This window comes from Pseudomonas sp. R3-18-08, assembly GCF_003852065.1.
Taxonomy (GTDB): Bacteria; Pseudomonadota; Gammaproteobacteria; order Pseudomonadales; family Pseudomonadaceae; genus Aquipseudomonas.
The window spans coordinates 2,319,519-2,335,851 of record NZ_CP027729.1 but is presented as its reverse complement, the minus strand read 5'-3'; the positions used below and the strand labels follow the sequence as shown (position 1 = coordinate 2,335,851).

Annotated in this window: 18 protein-coding genes; 11 read left to right on the top strand and 7 right to left on the bottom strand. The window is 58.7% G+C overall.

Features of this window, described 5'->3' with window-relative positions:
- The first annotated feature begins 218 nt into the window (after window positions 1–218).
- From C4J92_RS10900 to C4J92_RS10890, 3 genes are all read left to right on the top strand, one after another.
- Complete coding sequence (locus tag C4J92_RS10900; RefSeq protein WP_076954923.1) at window positions 219–395, top strand: general stress protein; 177 nt, start codon at window positions 219–221, stop codon at window positions 393–395.
- A gap of 289 nt (window positions 396–684) precedes the next feature.
- On the top strand, window positions 685–1,035 hold the full coding sequence (locus C4J92_RS10895; RefSeq protein WP_124403817.1) for a general stress protein: 351 nt from the start codon (window positions 685–687) through the stop codon (window positions 1,033–1,035).
- 53 nt (window positions 1,036–1,088) lie between these two features.
- Window positions 1,089–1,640: an ATP-dependent Clp protease proteolytic subunit gene (locus tag C4J92_RS10890; protein WP_124403816.1), complete on the top strand. Its 552-nt coding sequence runs from the start codon at window positions 1,089–1,091 to the stop codon at window positions 1,638–1,640.
- 397 nt (window positions 1,641–2,037) lie between these two features.
- On the opposite strand, the gene C4J92_RS10880 is transcribed toward C4J92_RS10890, so the two are convergent.
- Window positions 2,038–2,307, bottom strand: a complete 270-nt coding sequence (locus C4J92_RS10880) for a DUF6555 family protein (protein ID WP_124403814.1) — start codon at window positions 2,305–2,307, stop codon at window positions 2,038–2,040.
- A 1,049-nt stretch (window positions 2,308–3,356) separates the two neighbouring features.
- Here C4J92_RS10880 and C4J92_RS10870 point away from each other — a divergent pair.
- Complete coding sequence (locus C4J92_RS10870; protein ID WP_124403813.1) at window positions 3,357–4,190, top strand: SRPBCC family protein; 834 nt, start codon at window positions 3,357–3,359, stop codon at window positions 4,188–4,190.
- Complete coding sequence (locus tag C4J92_RS10865) at window positions 4,190–5,359, top strand: zinc-dependent alcohol dehydrogenase (protein WP_124403812.1); 1,170 nt, start codon at window positions 4,190–4,192, stop codon at window positions 5,357–5,359. The genes C4J92_RS10870 and C4J92_RS10865 overlap by 1 nt, the downstream gene beginning before the upstream one ends.
- A 92-nt stretch (window positions 5,360–5,451) precedes the next feature.
- Here the strand turns inward: C4J92_RS10865 and C4J92_RS10860 are convergent, their stop codons facing one another.
- On the bottom strand, window positions 5,452–6,792 hold the full coding sequence (locus tag C4J92_RS10860; RefSeq protein WP_256657476.1) for an APC family permease: 1,341 nt from the start codon (window positions 6,790–6,792) through the stop codon (window positions 5,452–5,454).
- A 132-nt stretch (window positions 6,793–6,924) separates the two neighbouring features.
- Entirely contained in the window at window positions 6,925–7,239 is a 315-nt protein-coding gene (locus C4J92_RS10855) for a hypothetical protein (protein WP_124403811.1), read from the bottom strand.
- Window positions 7,240–7,464: 225 nt separating this feature from the next.
- Here C4J92_RS10855 and cyoA point away from each other — a divergent pair, with 225 nt between their 5' ends.
- Genes cyoA through cyoE form a run of 5 tightly spaced genes read left to right on the top strand, consistent with a single transcriptional unit; the run spans window position 7,465 to window position 12,182 of the window.
- Window positions 7,465–8,388, top strand: coding sequence for a ubiquinol oxidase subunit II (gene cyoA / locus C4J92_RS10850; RefSeq protein WP_124403810.1), 924 nt, complete (start codon window positions 7,465–7,467; stop codon window positions 8,386–8,388).
- Between the two features lie 2 nt (window positions 8,389–8,390).
- A complete protein-coding gene (gene cyoB, locus C4J92_RS10845) occupies window positions 8,391–10,370 on the top strand; it encodes a cytochrome o ubiquinol oxidase subunit I (RefSeq protein ID WP_124403809.1) in 1,980 nt (659 codons plus the stop codon).
- 3 nt (window positions 10,371–10,373) lie between these two features.
- A complete protein-coding gene (locus C4J92_RS10840; RefSeq protein ID WP_124403808.1) occupies window positions 10,374–10,988 on the top strand; it encodes a cytochrome o ubiquinol oxidase subunit III in 615 nt (204 codons plus the stop codon).
- Window position 10,989: 1 nt separating this feature from the next.
- The gene (cyoD, locus tag C4J92_RS10835) at window positions 10,990–11,328 is read left to right on the top strand and encodes a cytochrome o ubiquinol oxidase subunit IV (RefSeq protein ID WP_124366599.1); all 339 of its coding nucleotides are present in this window, start codon (window positions 10,990–10,992) and stop codon (window positions 11,326–11,328) included.
- Window positions 11,286–12,182, top strand: coding sequence for a heme o synthase (gene cyoE, locus C4J92_RS10830; protein ID WP_124403807.1), 897 nt, complete (start codon window positions 11,286–11,288; stop codon window positions 12,180–12,182). The genes cyoD and cyoE overlap by 43 nt, the downstream gene beginning before the upstream one ends.
- Here cyoE and C4J92_RS10825 read toward each other — a convergent pair.
- The 4 genes from C4J92_RS10825 to C4J92_RS10810 all read right to left on the bottom strand — a co-directional run bounded on the left by C4J92_RS10825 (window position 12,154) and on the right by C4J92_RS10810 (window position 15,728).
- Window positions 12,154–13,779, bottom strand: a complete 1,626-nt coding sequence (locus C4J92_RS10825) for a histidine kinase famiy protein (protein WP_124403806.1) — start codon at window positions 13,777–13,779, stop codon at window positions 12,154–12,156. The two genes, cyoE and C4J92_RS10825, sit on opposite strands and share 29 nt — an antisense overlap.
- Window positions 13,780–13,886: 107 nt before the next feature.
- On the bottom strand, window positions 13,887–14,396 hold the full coding sequence (locus tag C4J92_RS10820) for a ferritin-like domain-containing protein (protein ID WP_124403805.1): 510 nt from the start codon (window positions 14,394–14,396) through the stop codon (window positions 13,887–13,889).
- A 63-nt stretch (window positions 14,397–14,459) separates the two neighbouring features.
- Window positions 14,460–15,344, bottom strand: coding sequence for a manganese catalase family protein (locus C4J92_RS10815; RefSeq protein ID WP_124403804.1), 885 nt, complete (start codon window positions 15,342–15,344; stop codon window positions 14,460–14,462).
- A gap of 159 nt (window positions 15,345–15,503) precedes the next feature.
- Entirely contained in the window at window positions 15,504–15,728 is a 225-nt protein-coding gene (locus C4J92_RS10810) for a hypothetical protein (protein WP_124403803.1), read from the bottom strand.
- 298 nt (window positions 15,729–16,026) lie between these two features.
- Here C4J92_RS10810 and C4J92_RS10805 point away from each other — a divergent pair, with 298 nt between their 5' ends.
- Complete coding sequence (locus C4J92_RS10805; RefSeq protein WP_124366593.1) at window positions 16,027–16,209, top strand: general stress protein; 183 nt, start codon at window positions 16,027–16,029, stop codon at window positions 16,207–16,209.
- Window positions 16,210–16,333: the final 124 nt, after the last annotated feature.

Genomic DNA, 16,333 nt, shown 5'->3' with positions numbered 1-16,333 from the left:
TGGACAGCAACGCCATTATTTCAATATCAAACGCCCTGTGAAAAGTTATACGAAGCGGCTTGCCAAGCGACGATTTGTATAAGTTTCTGGCGATTCACTACCGTTCATCGGCGTTTCTAAAAAATTTCAAAACCACTGCCCGCCTGCTCTTATCGGAGTAGATGTCCGTTGCATAAATGGGCAACTAGCGAAACGACAATTTAACTTGGAGTATTGTTATGACCACAAGTAATAAAAATCCTGGCAACTTCGCTAACGACCGCGAAAAAGCTTCGGAAGCGGGAAAAAAAGGCGGCCAGTCGTCAGGGGGCAACTTTGCCAATGACCGCGAGAAAGCCTCGGAAGCCGGTCGTAAAGGCGGCCAGAATAGCCATGGTGGTGGACGCAAGTCATAACGAAGGGCATCAATCATGCGAGCGTCAATTGATTATCAACGTGGCGAGCCCCATCGCAAGCCGGTGATGGAAGTGCGAACTGAGGCAAACACCGTTGCGCGTTCAAACACGGCTCCCTGTTACGAACGCCGGCAAGTTTCCGAACTAGCCGAAGCAACTATCGGCGCGACGCAAACACCACCGTTGTGCGAGAGAAACTTATAGGCAGCGCACTCGCAGAGTGACTGTAAGTTCCCTGCTGGATCGAGATGAACGTTGTATAACCGACATAACGACGAGGTAACTGAACATGAGTACTCAAGACAAAAAAGGCCAAATGAGTGTCAACGAAGCGGGTAAAAAAGGTGGCGAAGCCACGTCTGCTTCTCATGATAAAGAGTTTTATCAAGAGATCGGCAGCAAGGGTGGCCAAAACAGTGGCGGGAATTTCAAGAACGATCCTGAACGCGCCGCCGAAGCCGGTAGCAAAGGCGGTCAGAACAGCGGCGGCAACTTCAGGAATGATCCCGAGCGCGCCTCTGAAGCCGGTAGCAAAGGCGGCCAGAACAGTGGCGGGAATTTCGCCAACGACCGGGAGAAAGCCTCGGAAGCCGGACGTAAAGGCGGCGAAAACAGCCATGGCGGCGGCCGCAATAGTTAATGTGCTTGACGCAGGGGAGCAGTGCTCCCCTGCTTTCATTGATGAGGGACACCATGCCTTTACACATTATTAATTTTACCGGCCCTGTCACCGCCTCGACCTGCAGCCAACTGATCGAAAAAGCCTCGTTGGCCGTGCAGCAAGATGCTTCGGGCCTGGTATTGAACATCGCGACCATGGGCGGCGAATGCAGCTATGGTTTTACGATATACAACTTCCTGATGTCGCTGCCGATCCCGGTGCATACCCATAACCTGGGCACGGTGGAATCGATGGGCAATATCATTTTTCTCGCCGGTGAACGCCGCACCGCCTGCACCCACAGCAAATTCCTGTTCCACCCGTTTCATTGGCACGTGCAAGGCGCGGTCGATCATTCGCGCATGTCCGAATACGCGATGAGCCTCGATTACGACTTGCAACTGTATGCACGCATCGTGGCCGAGCGTACTGCCGCTGCCAGCGAACCGTTGGAAACGGAAAAGTACCTGATCGCCGCACCGCGCATTCTCGACCCTCACCAGGCGCTGGCCGCCGGCTTGATCCACGGCATCGAACTGCCGGTCATCAAGGCGGAGTTCGTGAGCAGCTTCATCCACTCCTAGCCTTTCGCCCGGACACGATGCGCTGTCGGCTCAGGATACTGGCATTAAAATATCAACTAATCGCTTGTTTGAAATTTTCCCGTTTAGCGGTTGAAAACATCCGTCCGATGATGAATGGTGGCACTCCATTCAGGGAGGAATCGATGTGCCCCATCTACAAGCGCACCGCCGTTGTGTTCAATGCAAGAAAACCTATGAACCGACCACGGACGAACCTGAGTACTTGGTATCGACAACCTCTGAAATGCTCTGCCCGACGTGCAGGCAACTGTACGCGGCCGAGCTTATGAAAGATGCACTTCAACGCAGTGTGCAAAAGTTATATGCCCTGCAAACTCGCCGAGGAAAACAGTAAGTTCTGAACAAAGGGCGACTGGATGCTCCATTAAACTCGCATTTATTCAGGCGGAGGTGGCACGTAGGGCTGTGCAATAAACGGAACACTGCCGGACGGACGCCACCTTACATGTTCAATGCCGTAACGCTCGGCAAGTGGTTTGCTCATTCGTTTGATCTTTTCATTGCGTGATCTTGGAATAATGCCGACCCCTGCATCGCAACATGCCCAATGCCATGCCTCCGCATTGTTCATGACCTCCGCTCTTATAATGAAAGACTTCGGCTCCTGGTGGTAGTTGTACTCGATGATATATAAAGAATTTTTCATAGCCGCTCCTTCTGATCTTTTTGTTGTTTGATCAGAACGAAGGTTCAGAATTTTTCTTGGCTAACTGACCAGCCTGCACAGTTTTCTTGTTTGTATAGGCCAACGACCATTCGTCGGCAGTTACGAAAAAAAATAAAACCTCGTCGGTTTTTTTGGATTCTCAATAGTGAGTCTGTTCACTCCAGGCTCTTGGTAAAAACTCCTGTCTTGCCCGTACTTAGTGCGGGCTTTTTTTCAGGGCAGTTTATATGACTAAGCAGTGTAGTCGGACGGGCCAAGCCTATCGGCCAGTTGCGTGCGATCATCTTTATATACGCAAGGGCTACTATCTGGGCCTGGAGCCGGATGTATATGTGTGTATGCGCTGTGGCGAACAGCGTGAGCCTGAGCGCTGGGACGACTTCGCGCGTCGCCGCATGCCACCTCGCGGGCTTCTGAACCCTCCCTAGGCATAGGTATCTATACAACTTTGTAGCAGCCTACGGTAACCACGATGCGAAGCGAGCCGCTCTTGCTTTTGATCTTGATCTCAGTCGCCCCGTTAAACCACGCTGGCCGGAATTCGATAGTGGTTTGGGGGGTAAACCGGCAGGGATGCCGGTTTAGCTGCCCCGCGCCATGGATGGCGCGTGGCGGCGGCCCCCCAAATCACTGTCGGATTACGGGCACACCGAGCCTGGGCGAGGTGCCGAGTGGTGGGGCGAGGACCTTTTGGTTACTTTTGGGTCCTTCCAAAAGTGACACGCTGTAAGAGCGGAACCGCCAGCCGCCGTTACCGCAGCAACGGATATGTACTCGCTCTGATCCAACACCCTGGTCGGCTGTCAGGCCGCCATCGGGGGCAAGCCCCCTCCCACATTTGGAACGCGAGACGTCAGTTAGAGAGGCTTCGGCTCCAGAGCCGTCACAGGTTCAGGGCCATGCTAAAGCTGTGTAGATACCTATGCTCCCTAGGCGCTGACACCTTTCATCCCCCTACGCAAAATGCTGTGGAACCTCAAACGGCGGCGGATTTTCTACCGCACACACACACGTTGGAGGACTGCAACATGACTGAGCATCCACTGATAGCGAACCATACCTCTGAAGACACCCACCGACGCGGCACGCTGACCAAGGCCGAACGTACACTTTCGCTGACGGCCGGCGCTGCCCTGCTGCTGAACGGCTGGCGCACCGGCGGATTGGGCGGCGCATTGCAGACCGCGGCAGGCGCCTACGCCTTGGTTCGCGGTACCGCCGGCCATTGCACGCTGAAGCAGGCACTGACGCCAACCCCCTTCGAACAGCAGTTCAGTCGCGAGCATCACTGGCCGATCAGCGAGGCGATCACGCGCAGTATCACAATAGGTCGCCCGCTCGAAGAGGTGTCTGCTTTCCTCGCCCGGCCCGAGCAGATTGGCCCGCTGCTGCGCTGGGTCGACAGCATCGAGCAACTGGCGCCGGATACCACACGCTGGACGCTCCGCGCTCCCGTTGGCAAACGCGTGCAGTGCACGCTGATCCAGACCCAAACCCAGGAGCCGGCCGTGTTGCATTGGAAAACCCCAGGCGATGCGCGCTGGGCGCACGACATTACCGTCTCACTGACCCCCGCTCCCGCCGGCCGTGGCACGCAAGTCAAAGCGGTGGTGGTCTGCAAGCCGGCCATGGGCAAATTGGGCTATGGCCTCGCTCGTGCAATCAGCCTGTTCAGTGACAAAGCCTTGCTCAATGCATTGCAGGCGGTGAAACAGCAACTGGAAACCGGCGAGGTCAGCAACAACCGCCTCAGACCGGAACAGGATGACGACTTTTTTTACGTACACGCCGCCGACGACCAGGTGACCACCGATCACCCGGCAGTTAAAACCGGCGTCGCCATTGAAGGGGGAAATCACTGATGCGCGCACTCACTTGGCAAGCACCGAATACACTGCAAGTCGACAACGTTCCCGACCCGACGATCCTCAACCCGCGTGACGCGATCATTCGCGTCACGCTGTCTTCCGTGTGCGGTTCAGACCTGCATTTGCTTGGCGGCTACGTACCGGCGATGAAGCCTGGGGATATCATCGGCCACGAATTCATGGGGGAAGTCGTCGAGGTTGGCAAAGGCATTACAGACCTGCGCCAGGGTGACAAAGTGGTCACCATTTCGATCATCGGTTGCGGCAATTGCGAACCGTGCCACCGCAGCGATTTCTCCTGTTGCGATAACTCCAACCCCAACCCTTCGGCAACGGACCTGCTGTACGGCCAGCCGTGCTGCGGCATCCTCGGCTACAGCCATGCCTTCGGTGGCTACCCCGGCAGCCACGCCACCTACGTGCGGGTGCCATTTGCCGACGTCAACCTGTTCAAAGTGCCCGACGGGGTCAGCGACGAGCAGGCGCTGTTCGTGTCGGACGCAGCGCCGACCGGTTACTTCGCGGCGGACAATGCCGGCATCCAGCCCGGCGACACCGTGGCAGTGTGGGGCTGCGGCGGCGTAGGCCAGATGGCTATTTGCAGCGCCTATCTGTTGGGCGCGGAACGGGTCATCGCGATTGACCGTTACCCGGACCGGCTGCGCCTGGCGCAAGAACGCGGCAAGGCGGTCCCGCTCAACTACGAACACACCAATGTGCATGACGCCTTGCTGGAACTGACCGGTGGTCGTGGGCCTGACCGCTGCATCGATTGCGTGGGCATGGAGGCGCACGGTACCGAGATCGACTATGCCTATGACAAGGCCAAGCAATTGCTCAGGCTGCACACCGAACGCGGCAGCGTGCTCAGGCAGGCCATACGTGCTTGCCGTAAAGGCGGCACGGTGTCGGTAGTCGGAGTGTATGGGGGGCTGCTCGATAAGTTTCCCATGGGGGCGATCGTCAACAAGGCCCTGACGTTGAAAGCCGGGCAGCAGCCGGGGCAGCGTTATGCGACGACCTTGTTTGAGCATATTCAGAAAGGTGAGTTGGATCCTGCTTATCTGTTGACTCATCCGATGAGTCTGGAAGACGGCGCGCAGGGGTACGCGATGTTCAAGGAAAAGTCCGATGAGTGTATGCGGGTAGTGTTCAGGCCCTGATGAGAGTTGGGGTTGACTGAGTCCATATCCGTTACCGCAGCAACGGATATGGACTCGTTCTGATCCAGCATCATTGGAACGCGGCGCGTCAGTTAGAGAGGCTTTGGCTCCTGAACAGCAGGCGCCACCAGCCGATTACATCCATATAACACCACCCCCAGCACCATCAACGCCCCACCCCGCAGCCAGGTATCCAGACTCTGCTGACTAAGCAGGATCAGACACGACACAATCGCCAACACCGGCACCCAACTCGGCACGCGAAAATGCTGTTCTTCCACCCGGTCACGGCGCAGCACCAACACCGCCAGGTTGGTACTGAGAAACACAAACAGCAGCAACAACACCACCGTCTCAGCCAACGCCGCCAGCGTGCCGGTCAAGGTCAGCGCAATCGCCACGGCTGTGCTGGCGATGATCGCCACCCAAGGCGTGCGGCGCTTGGACAGCACCCGCGACAACGGCTCCGGCAGCAGCCCCATGCGCGCCATGCCGTAGGTCAGGCGACTGGCCATGACCATCGTCAGCAAAGCGCCGTTAGCCACCGCCACCAAGGCAATGAAGGCAAACAGCTGGGGTGGAATGTTCAAGCCCGACGCGCGCACGACTTCGAGCAACGGCGCCGAAGTGGCCGTCAACTTGTCCATCGGCAACACCACCGATGCAGCAACACCGACCGCCATATACACAATGCCAGCGGTGATCAACGCAGCGAACAACGCACTCGGGTAAATCTTGCGCACCCCACGGATTTCTTCCGCCAGGTTGGCCGACGTCTCAAAGCCGACAAACGAATAGAACGCCAACAACGCAGCCCCCAGTACAGCCAGCATTGGATTGACGCCAGGCTTGAATTCAAACGCCCGCCCAAGGTTGGCTTCACCGGACTGGAAGCACCACGCCGCAGCGACTACCACCAACAACAGCCCGGACAGTTCCACGCACGTCATGACCATATTGGCCCCCAGCGACTCCTTGATCCCGCGGGCGTTCAACAGCGCAATCACCACCAGGAAGACCAGCGCCGCCAGATGGGGGGAGACGTCGATGAACGCGGCCAGGTAGTCCCCGGCAAACGCCAGCGACAACCCGGCCGCACTGGTCACGGCCGCCGCGAGCATGGAAAAGCCCACCAGGAACGAGACCAGCGGTGACTTGAACGCCTTCTCGGCGAACACCGAAGCGGCGCCGGCGTGCGGGTACTTGGTCACCAGCTCGGCGTAGGAGCCGGCCGTGAGCATGGCGAAGAACAGCGCCACCAGCAGCGGCACCCAGATCGCCCCGCCCACCTGGCCGGCGATGGTGCCGGCCAGCGCATACACGCCTGCGCCGAGCACATCGCCCAGGATGAACAGGAACAACATCGGGCCGGTGACGGCGCGGCGCAAGGACGGCTTGGAAGGTTCGGCGTGGCTGAGAGTGGATTCGGTCATGGGGCGGCTCTGGCGGCGGTTTGCGTTCAGCGATCAGCCGGCACGGGCCGGCTGAGGCAGGGCTATCTACAATGGAAAATGCCCGCGTCACCAAAGTTCCTTTATTCGTGCGAATCCAGCGCAGGCGCTTCGTCAGTCGTCGTCGTGACCGTGTGCGTCGGCGCAGGGCAATCGACCGGATTCGCCCCCGGCGATCCTTTCGGCCTGGTCGATACCACGCTTGAGCGCGTCCTGCACTGTCCACTCCGCGCCCGGTAACTGCTTGGTGCGCTCAGCGACACATTGGCCCGTAGCGGTGTAAACGCACAGCAGCACTTCGATATCGGCATCCTCCCGCTCGCGGGCCCTGACTTCGATATGGCAGCCGTTTTCCACTTCCTGGGTAAAGCACTCTTCGTCCAGTGCTTTTGCGGCCCAGGCGTTATAGGTATTGCCGCGAATGAACATAGCTGTTCTCCAAGACCGTTAGGGGTTGGTCTTTCAACTAAGACCTGAACTCTTTAGCAGGGATTCCGTGTTTTTTCCAAGGCGAACTTTATAGAAGCCTCATTAGCGTTTCGCTTGTTAAACCGTTCGTCAGGCGACGTAACATTTTGTTAAACCAACCCCTGAGGGCCTCATTCAAATTGTTCGACAGCGCAATCACGGATGTTTTCACAACAGGAGCAAGGCATGAAACGAACGATGGGTTATTGCCTGGCCTATCTCGCCAGCACTTTCTTATTAACCGGCTGCAACCTCGTGGTGTTCAACCCCAAGGGGCAGGTTGCAACCGATGAACGCGACCTGATTATCCTCGCCACGGGCCTGATGTTATTGGTGGTGGTGCCGGTGATCGTGCTGATGTTTGTATTCGCCTACCGCTACCGTGCCACCAATAAAAAGGCGCGTTACTCGCCACGCTGGGCCAGCTCCCACAAGATCGAAGCGGTGGTGTGGGGCGTGCCGCTGCTGATCATCATCGCCTTGGGCTGGGTGACCTGGAAAACCACCCATGCCCTCGACCCCTATCGCCCGCTTGACTCGGACACGCCGCCGATCAATGTGCAAGTGGTGGCCACCGACTGGAAGTGGCTGTTCATCTACCCCGACCTGGGTATCGCCAGCGTCAACGAACTGGCCCTGCCGGTGCACACGCCGGTGAGTTTCACCATCACCTCCGATGCGGCCATGACCTCTTTCTTCATCCCGGCATTGGGCGGGCAGATCTACGCCATGGCCGGCATGCAGACCAAGCTGCACCTGATCGCCAACGAGACCGGCGAATTCAAGGGCATCGCCGCCAACTACAACGGCCCCGGTTTTTCCGACATGCATTTCTCCACCCTGTCCCTGAGCCCCACCGACTTCCAAAGCTGGGTGAGCAAGGTCAAGGGCGCCGCAACGCAGCTGGACCAGACGAGCTATGCGCAATTGACCAAGCCCACCATCAAGCACCCGGTGACCTACTACTCGGCGGTTCAGGAGCGGCTGTTCCTGGACATCGTCGATAAATACGAAGGCATGAACAAGGCCAATAAACCCAAGCGCGCGCCCGTGAGCAGCGTTGAACAGCGCGCCGATCAACACTCCAGTCTGCTGGTCGAGGAGCAATAACAATGTTCGGAAAACTGTCATGGGACGCGATTCCAACCACTGAACCCATTGTGATGTACACGCTGGCCTTCGTCGGGCTGATTGGCGTGGCGATGGTGGGCACCATCACCTGGAAGCGCAATTGGGGCTATTTGTGGCGCGAGTGGTTCACCTCGGTGGACCACAAAAAGATCGGCTGCATGTACATCATCGTTGCACTGGTGATGCTGCTGCGCGGTTTTTCCGACGCGATCATGATGCGCACCCAGCAAGCCATGGCCGCCAGTGGCGGGCCGGGTTATCTGCCGCCGGAACACTACGACCAGATCTTCACCGCCCACGGCGTCATCATGATTTTTTTCGTCGCTATGCCCTTCGTGGTCGGCTTGATGAACGTTGTGGTGCCGTTGCAGATCGGCGCACGCGATGTGGCCTACCCGTTTCTCAACGCACTGAGCTTCTGGCTGTTCGTGGCCGGTGCCGCGTTGGTCAACGTCTCACTGGGGATCGGTGAGTTTGCGCGAACCGGTTGGGTCGCCTACCCGCCGTTATCGGGGTTAGCGTACAGCCCCGGTGTGGGGGTGGATTACTACATTTGGTCCTTGCAGATATCCGGCATAGGCACGCTACTGACGGGGGTGAATTTCTTCGTCACGATTTTGAAGATGCGTACCCAAGGCATGACCCTGTTCAAGATGCCGGTGTTCACTTGGAATGCGCTGTGCACTTCGGTGTTGATCCTGGCGTCGTTTCCGATCCTGACCGCCACCCTGCTGATGCTGAGCCTGGATCGTTACCTGGGCATGCATTTCTTTACCAACGAAGCCGGCGGCAATCCGATGATGTACGTCAACCTGATCTGGGCCTGGGGGCATCCGGAGGTGTACATCCTGATCCTGCCGGCGTTCGGGGTATTTTCGGAGGTTGCCGCCACGTTCAGCAGTAAACGGCTGTTCGGCTATGTGTCGCTGGTATGGGCAACGATCGCGATTACCGTGTTGTCGTTCATCGTGTGGCTGCACCATTTCTTCACCATGGGCGCGGGGGCCAACGTCAACGCGTTCTTCGGCATCATGACGATGATCATCGCCGTGCCGACCGGGGTGAAGATCTTCACCTGGCTGTTCACCATGTACCGTGGCCGAGTGCGCTTTGAAACCCCGATGCTGTGGACCATGGGCTTTATCGTAACCTTCAGCATCGGCGGGATGACCGGGGTACTGCTGGCAGTTCCCGGCGCCGACTTCCTGCTGCACAACAGCCTGTTCCTGATCGCGCACTTTCACAACGTGATCATCGGCGGCGCGGTCTTCGGCTACATGGCGGGCCTGACCTACTGGTTCCCCAAGGCCTTCGGCTTCCGCTTGAACGACAAGCTGGGACGCATCGCGTTCTGGTGCTGGTTGATCGGCTTCTACTTCGCCTTTATGCCGTCGTACGTGCTGGGCTTCATGGGCATGACCCGGCGCCTCAACCACTTCGACAACCCGGAATGGCGGCCCTGGTTGCTGCTGGAGTTGGTCGGGGTGGCGATCATCCTCTGCGGCGTGGCCGCTCAGGCACTGCAACTGTTCGTCAGCATCCGCAACCGCCACAGCCCCCAGTATCGCGACCTCACCGGCGATCCGTGGGACGGGCGCACGCTGGAGTGGGCCACCGCCTCTCCGCCGCCGCTGTACAACTTCGCCGAGCAACCCAAGGTCGACGACCTGGACGCCTATTGGGGCATGAAGGAGCGCGGCGTGAGCACCCTGAGCCACACCGACTATCGCAGCATCCATATGCCGCGCAATACCGCCTCGGGCCTGGTTATCAGTGTGTTCGCGCTGATCTGCAGCTTCGCCCTGGTGTGGCATATCTGGTGGTTGGCGGCGTTCGGTCTGGTGGCGTCGGTGGTTGCATTCGTGGTGCGCAGTTACGACGAAGACACTGACTACTTCGTGCCCGCAGAAGAGGTAGCGCGCATCGAAACGGCACGTCTCAAAGACCTGGCAGAGGCTTGACCCATGTCCAATATCGTTATCGAAAAAGACATCGCCCACACCCACGAACAAGGGCATGAAGACGCCGGTTCCCTGAGCCTGTTCGGGTTCTGGATCTACCTGATGACCGACTGCATCCTGTTCGCGACCTTGTTCGCCGGCTATGCGGTATTACGCGACAGTGTCGCGGGCGGCCCTTCAAGTGCGGACATTTTCGAGCTGCCCTATGTGCTGGCTGAAACCATGCTGCTGCTCTTGAGCAGCATCACTTACGGCTACGCGATGCTCGCGATGAACCGTGGCCAGCAGTCCCAGGTTCTGCGCTGGCTGGGGCTCACCTTCGTGCTGGGCGCCGGGTTTATCGCCATGGAAATCAACGAATTCCATCATTTGATTGAAGAGGGCTATGGGCCGGACCGCAGTGGCTTCCTGACCGCGTTCTTCACCCTCGTCGGCACCCACGGTGCGCACGTGTTGACGGGGTTGGTGTGGATGGCGGTGCTGATGGTGCAGGTGCACCAGCGTGGCCTGACCAGCACCAACGCCACCCGGCTCAGTTGCCTGAGCCTGTTCTGGCATTTCCTGGACGTGGTGTGGATCTGCGTCTTTACCGTGGTCTATCTGTTGGGGGTGGTGTGACATGTACAAGCAAAGTTCGGTTCACAGCAGCGCAGGTAGCAGCCATGGCAGCAGCCGCTCCTACCTGGTCGGCTTCCTGGTGTCGGTGCTGCTCACCCTGATCCCGTTCGCCATGGTGATGTTCCCGTCACTGCCACGCACCACCACCGCCTGGCTGGTGGTGGCGCTGGGCGCGATACAAATCGTGGTCCACTTGAAGTTCTTCCTGCATCTGGATACCGCCGAGGAGCAACGCTGGAACCTGATTGCGCTGATTTTCTCGGCGGTCATCATCCTTCTGCTGGTAGGACTTTCGCTATGGATCATGAACAGTATTCATCACAACATGCTGGCGCACTGAAACACTGGCTGGGGCTGTTCAATGTCGGGGTTCAACTGACCAAGCCGGGGATTATTTTCGGCAATCTCGCGTCGGTGCTGGGGGGCTACTTCCTCGCGGGCAGCGGCCATCTGGCGAATCCTGCCCACTTGCTGGCCACCCTGCTCGGCACCGCACTGGTGATCGGCTGCGGCTGTGTCATCAACAACTGTGTCGACCGTGATATCGACCGGCGCATGGTGCGTACCTGCCACCGCGCGCTGGCACTGCGCACTATCAGCGTGCCCGCCGCCGTCGGTTACGCCATCGCACTGGGCGTCATCGGCTTTGGTTTGCTATGGGCCGGCAGCAATCTGTTGGCTTGCATCTTCGCGCTGGTGGGACTGGTCATCTACGCGGGCGTGTATACCTACTGGCTGAAGCGGCGCTCCCACTGGGCAACCCTGATCGGCAGCCTTTCCGGGGCAATGCCGCCGGTGATCGGGTATTGCGCGGTAAGCGGTCGGTTCGACGCGACGGCGATGCTGCTGGTGGTGGTGTTCTGCTGTTGGCAGATGCCTCACTCCCATGCCATCACCGTGATGCGTCGCGAGGACTTTCGCGCCGCGCGCCTGCCGCTGCTTAGCCTGCCCAAGGCCTACCGACAGATACACGCGTACATTCTGGCATTCCTCGCCAGCACCATGGCGTTGGGCGTGGTTGCGCAGATGAACGCCGTGTATTTCGCGCTGATGCTCGGGTTCTGCGGTTATTGGATGGCGCTCGCTGCCAGCGCCACGCGCCTGACGGACCCGCCCCGCTGGGCGCGCAGCGTATTTGGATGTTCAATTCTGCTGGTGCTGGTACTCAACCTGTCGCTGGCAGTACTCCGCTGACCGTGTCGGCTGTCACCGTAGATCCGGCATCCAGCACTGCGCGGATTTTTCGGGGTAGATCCGTGGGTTGATAAGGCTTTTGAATCAGCGCGAATTCATGCGCCTGTAGTTCCGCGCGCTCCAGTGCGTCTTTTGCGTAGCCGGTCGTGAGCAGGATCCTGACGTGCGGATACAAGCGCGATACTTCACGCGCAAGTACCGCCCCATTCATCGCGCCCGGCATGATCAAGTCACTGAACACCAGGTCATAGGGGGCGCTCTCGAGCATGCTCAATGCCTCGGCGGCGGTGTGCGCGATGCCGGTCCGGTAGCCGTAGTCAGACAGGATCACTTGCGCCAACTCGGCCACCTCGGGCCGGTCCTCCACAATCAGAATGTTCTCGTGGCCCTGCAGTGAGGCGGTGGCGGATGTTTGCTCGACCCAGGGCTGGCTGTCATCGGCCGGAAAGTACAGGCGTATGGTGGTACCGACACCCGGATAGGAATGGATCCGCGCCGTGCCGCCCGATTGCTTGACGAAGCCATGCACCATCGACAGGCCCAGGCCCGAGCCCTTGCCTTCTTCCTTGGTGGTGAAGAACGGCTGCATGACTTTATCCTTAATATCTTCGGCGATGCCGTTGCCGTTATCAGACACCGAGATGCTGACGTAACGGCCCTCAGCCAGGCCATCGCGTTCAGCACCGACCTCGCCCGGCACTTGGACGTTGCGGGTTTTAACCGTCACTGTCGGCTCGCTGCACCCTTCCAATGCATCCTGGGCATTCGACAGGAGGTGTCGCACCGCCAGCTCTGCCTGGGCAGGGTCAATGCAGCAGTTCCACAGATCGTCGGCGAGTTCCACCTGCAGCTCTACGTCATGCAGCACACCCTTGAAATCGGGGCGACTCAACAAGGTGTTCAGATTGATCACCCGGCTGTCGAGCCGCTGCTTGCGCGAGAACGCCAGCAATTGCTGGGTCAGGGTTTGCGCTTTTTCAGCCGCCGCCCGGGCACGGCTGGCACTGTTGACGATGCGCTGCGGGTCGCTGCCGGGGCGCTTGGCGCTCTGCTGGATCAGCTCCAGATACCCGACCATCACCTGCAGCAGGTTATTGAAGTCATGGGCGATGCCACCCGTCAGTTGCCCCAGCGCTTCGAGGTCCTGGACGCGGCGCACGCGCAGTTCCGCATCATGACGCCGGCTCACGTCCAGTTGGGAGGCAAAAAAATATACCAGCTGGCCGCGCTCGTTGAACAACGGCGAGATGAACATCTCATTCCAGAAGGTCGAGCCGTCCTTGCGGTAATTAAGCAGCTCAACACAGGCTTCATGGTGTTGCTCAAGCGCACGCTGCACTTGCCGCAGGGCACTCTTGTCGGTTTCCGGTCCTTGCAGCAACCTGCAATTGCGCCCGATCACCTCGTCGTGCTCGAACCCGGTCAGGGACAGGAACGCCGGGTTGGCGAAGATGATCGGGTTGTCGGGCTGCCCAGGGTCAGTCACGATCATCGCGCTGTGGCTGGCTTGCATGGCAGCGAAGAACATGTCTTTGCGGTCGGAAGGAAGCACCGCCAACGCCTCACCGCCGACTGTGGGCTTTGTCTTTGTGGTCACGGTTCACCTCCAGATGAGTGGTGCGTGTTCCATTGACCGTGAAAATGCAGCTCAGTGCCAGCGTGGACTCAATCACGCGCGGCGCCGGTGGGGCGCCGCGCGCAGCCTCAGCGCTTGGCCTCTGTGTCAGGGGCTGCAGAGCGTTCCAGGAATGCTTGCGTGAGCTCGGGCAAATGCTCGAGCAGCCATTCAGCCATGGCAATTTCCTGGGGCAGGATCTTTTCACAGGCCGCTTGGGTCTCGGCATCTCCCGCCGCCTGCGCGGCCGCTATGAGTACCGTGTAGCTGGCAACCTCCATATTTTCAAACACATAGCCTGCCATCGCGCCCTTGATCACCTCGTCACTCATCAGTGAGCCACCGACCGCCTGCCCGAATGCCATCAATTTGCCGCCCATGTCTTTCAAGGTCGAAGCGCTGCCTCCCAAGCGCGCCAGGCATTCATCGATGAGCGCCTGCTGGCCGAGGGTCTCTTGAATATGCTCGTCAATACGGGCCTTGAGCTTCGGATAATGTTCCAGGCGCTCGGATTGTGCCTTGAGCATTTTCTCGGCCTGTTGCTCCATGGCATGGGCATCGCGTAGCCAGTCGAGCAGGTTTTCCTGTGGGGTCGCCATCTCGTTACTCCTCTTCAAGCCAATAAAAAAGCCGCACGCCCGAAAGCGTGCGGCTGCCGCGCATCAGAGATCAGGCTTGGGCTGAAGGCCCGCGCCCAGGTCAGCGCCAGTGGTGGGGTCGCTGGTAGGGTCGGAGGCGGTGCGGATTTTCATCGCGCTCAGCAGCGCTTCGTCGTCGGCGTCCAACTGCACGCTGGCCATGCCGTCACCGCCATCGACCGCAGGTTGCGGGCTCTCCACGAACTCCCATTCATCGCCCTGGTTCCAAGGACCACGCAGGTCTTCCGCGCCCTGGGACATGTTGTAGTACACCTGAGTGAACTCCGGCTTGCCTGGCAACTTGCCTTGGGGGAAATTCGGCTGAATTGAATGCAGAGCCTTTTCAAAGGACATCTGATGCGCGATTTCACGGGTCATCAGGAACCCGAGGGCATCTTTCACGCCAGGATCGTCGGTGACGTTCATCAGCCGTTCATAAACGATCTTGGCGCGCGCTTCAGCCGCGATATTGGAGCGCATATCCGCCGTGGGCTCACCGATGGTGTCGATGTAAGCCGCTGTCCAGGGCACCCCGGCCGAGTTGATCAGCGGCGCCCCCGCACCGTACAACAGGCTGGTGATGTGGGAGTCATTGCCAGCGCCGTTGAGTGAGCGATACAACTCGCCCTCCTCCTCCACGCCTTCGGCCATTCGGCCCTTGGCGCCCTTGTTGAGCATCACAATGATCGAGCCGACGATCTCCAGGTGGCTGAGTTCTTCGGTGGCGATGTCCATCAACAGGTCTTTGCGCCCTGGATCGTCCTCAGCCAAGGCCTGGGTGAAATAACGGGATGCGGCCGCCAACTCACCTTGAGCTCCGCCAAATTGCTCGAGCAAAAGGTTCGCCAGGCCCGGGTTGGGCTCGGCCACACGTACGGTGTATTGAAGTCGCTTGTTATGTAGGAACATCAACAAATCTCCTCAGGCTTACTGAAAGTGGCGGCATCTCGTGGATGCGCGCCTACCTTTCATGTGAAGCGAACAGCGCTTGAAAAATTTCAAAATTAATTTGCGTGTCACGACGAGCGGTTAACCGCTGCACAACAAGCGAAACGGCGGCCCTGCTGCTCAGCTGGCCTCATCCGGCTCCGGAACGGTGTCGATCCCAGGCGTGCCGTTAGGCGGCGTCACGGTGGCCTCGACAGCGGTCGCATGGCTGTCGGGGTGGTCCCAGTCAGTGGTTGCGTTTGGGTCTTCGTCACGTCCGGCGGTGCCGATCACGCAACCGTCGTCATTCGGCTTATCGAGCGGTTCAACTGGTCGGTGCTGTGGGTTGGATGGGTCATGGTTCATGGCAAAAAATCTCCAGTTCACAAAGAGGGGAACCTCGTTTGAGCCGGTCCATGGAGTTCAAGTGCAACGAAAAAGACGAATGGCGTGAACGCTGTTATTGCCGGCATGCAGCAACCGGCAAAACTTATACGAAGCGGCGTTAAGACGGCGAACTTGTATAACTTTCCCGGCTTATCTGCCGTTCGTCGCCTGTTATAAAAATCAGTAAAACATTTCCGCTGGCGTCGCTATCGGAATAGATGCCCGCTGCCATAACGGGCAACTAACGAAACGCTAACTTAGCGACTGGAGAACTGTCATGACTACAGGCAATAAAAACCCAGGCAACTTTGCCAATGATCGCGAAAAAGCATCCGAAGCAGGGAAAAAAGGCGGCCAATCGTCCGGCGGCAACTTCGCCAATGACCGTGACAAAGCGTCCGAGGCGGGCCGTAAAGGCGGGCAGAACAGCCATGGCGGCGGCCGGAAGTCGGGCTCTTGAGTGAGAGTGGAAGGGGCAGCCTCGCTGCCCCTTCTATTCACGCTATTGCCGTTCATTGCGCCGATCGTTTGAACTTCCTTGTTGGCGCGTACGCAACGAGCCCTACGTCAGGTCAGGCATCGTT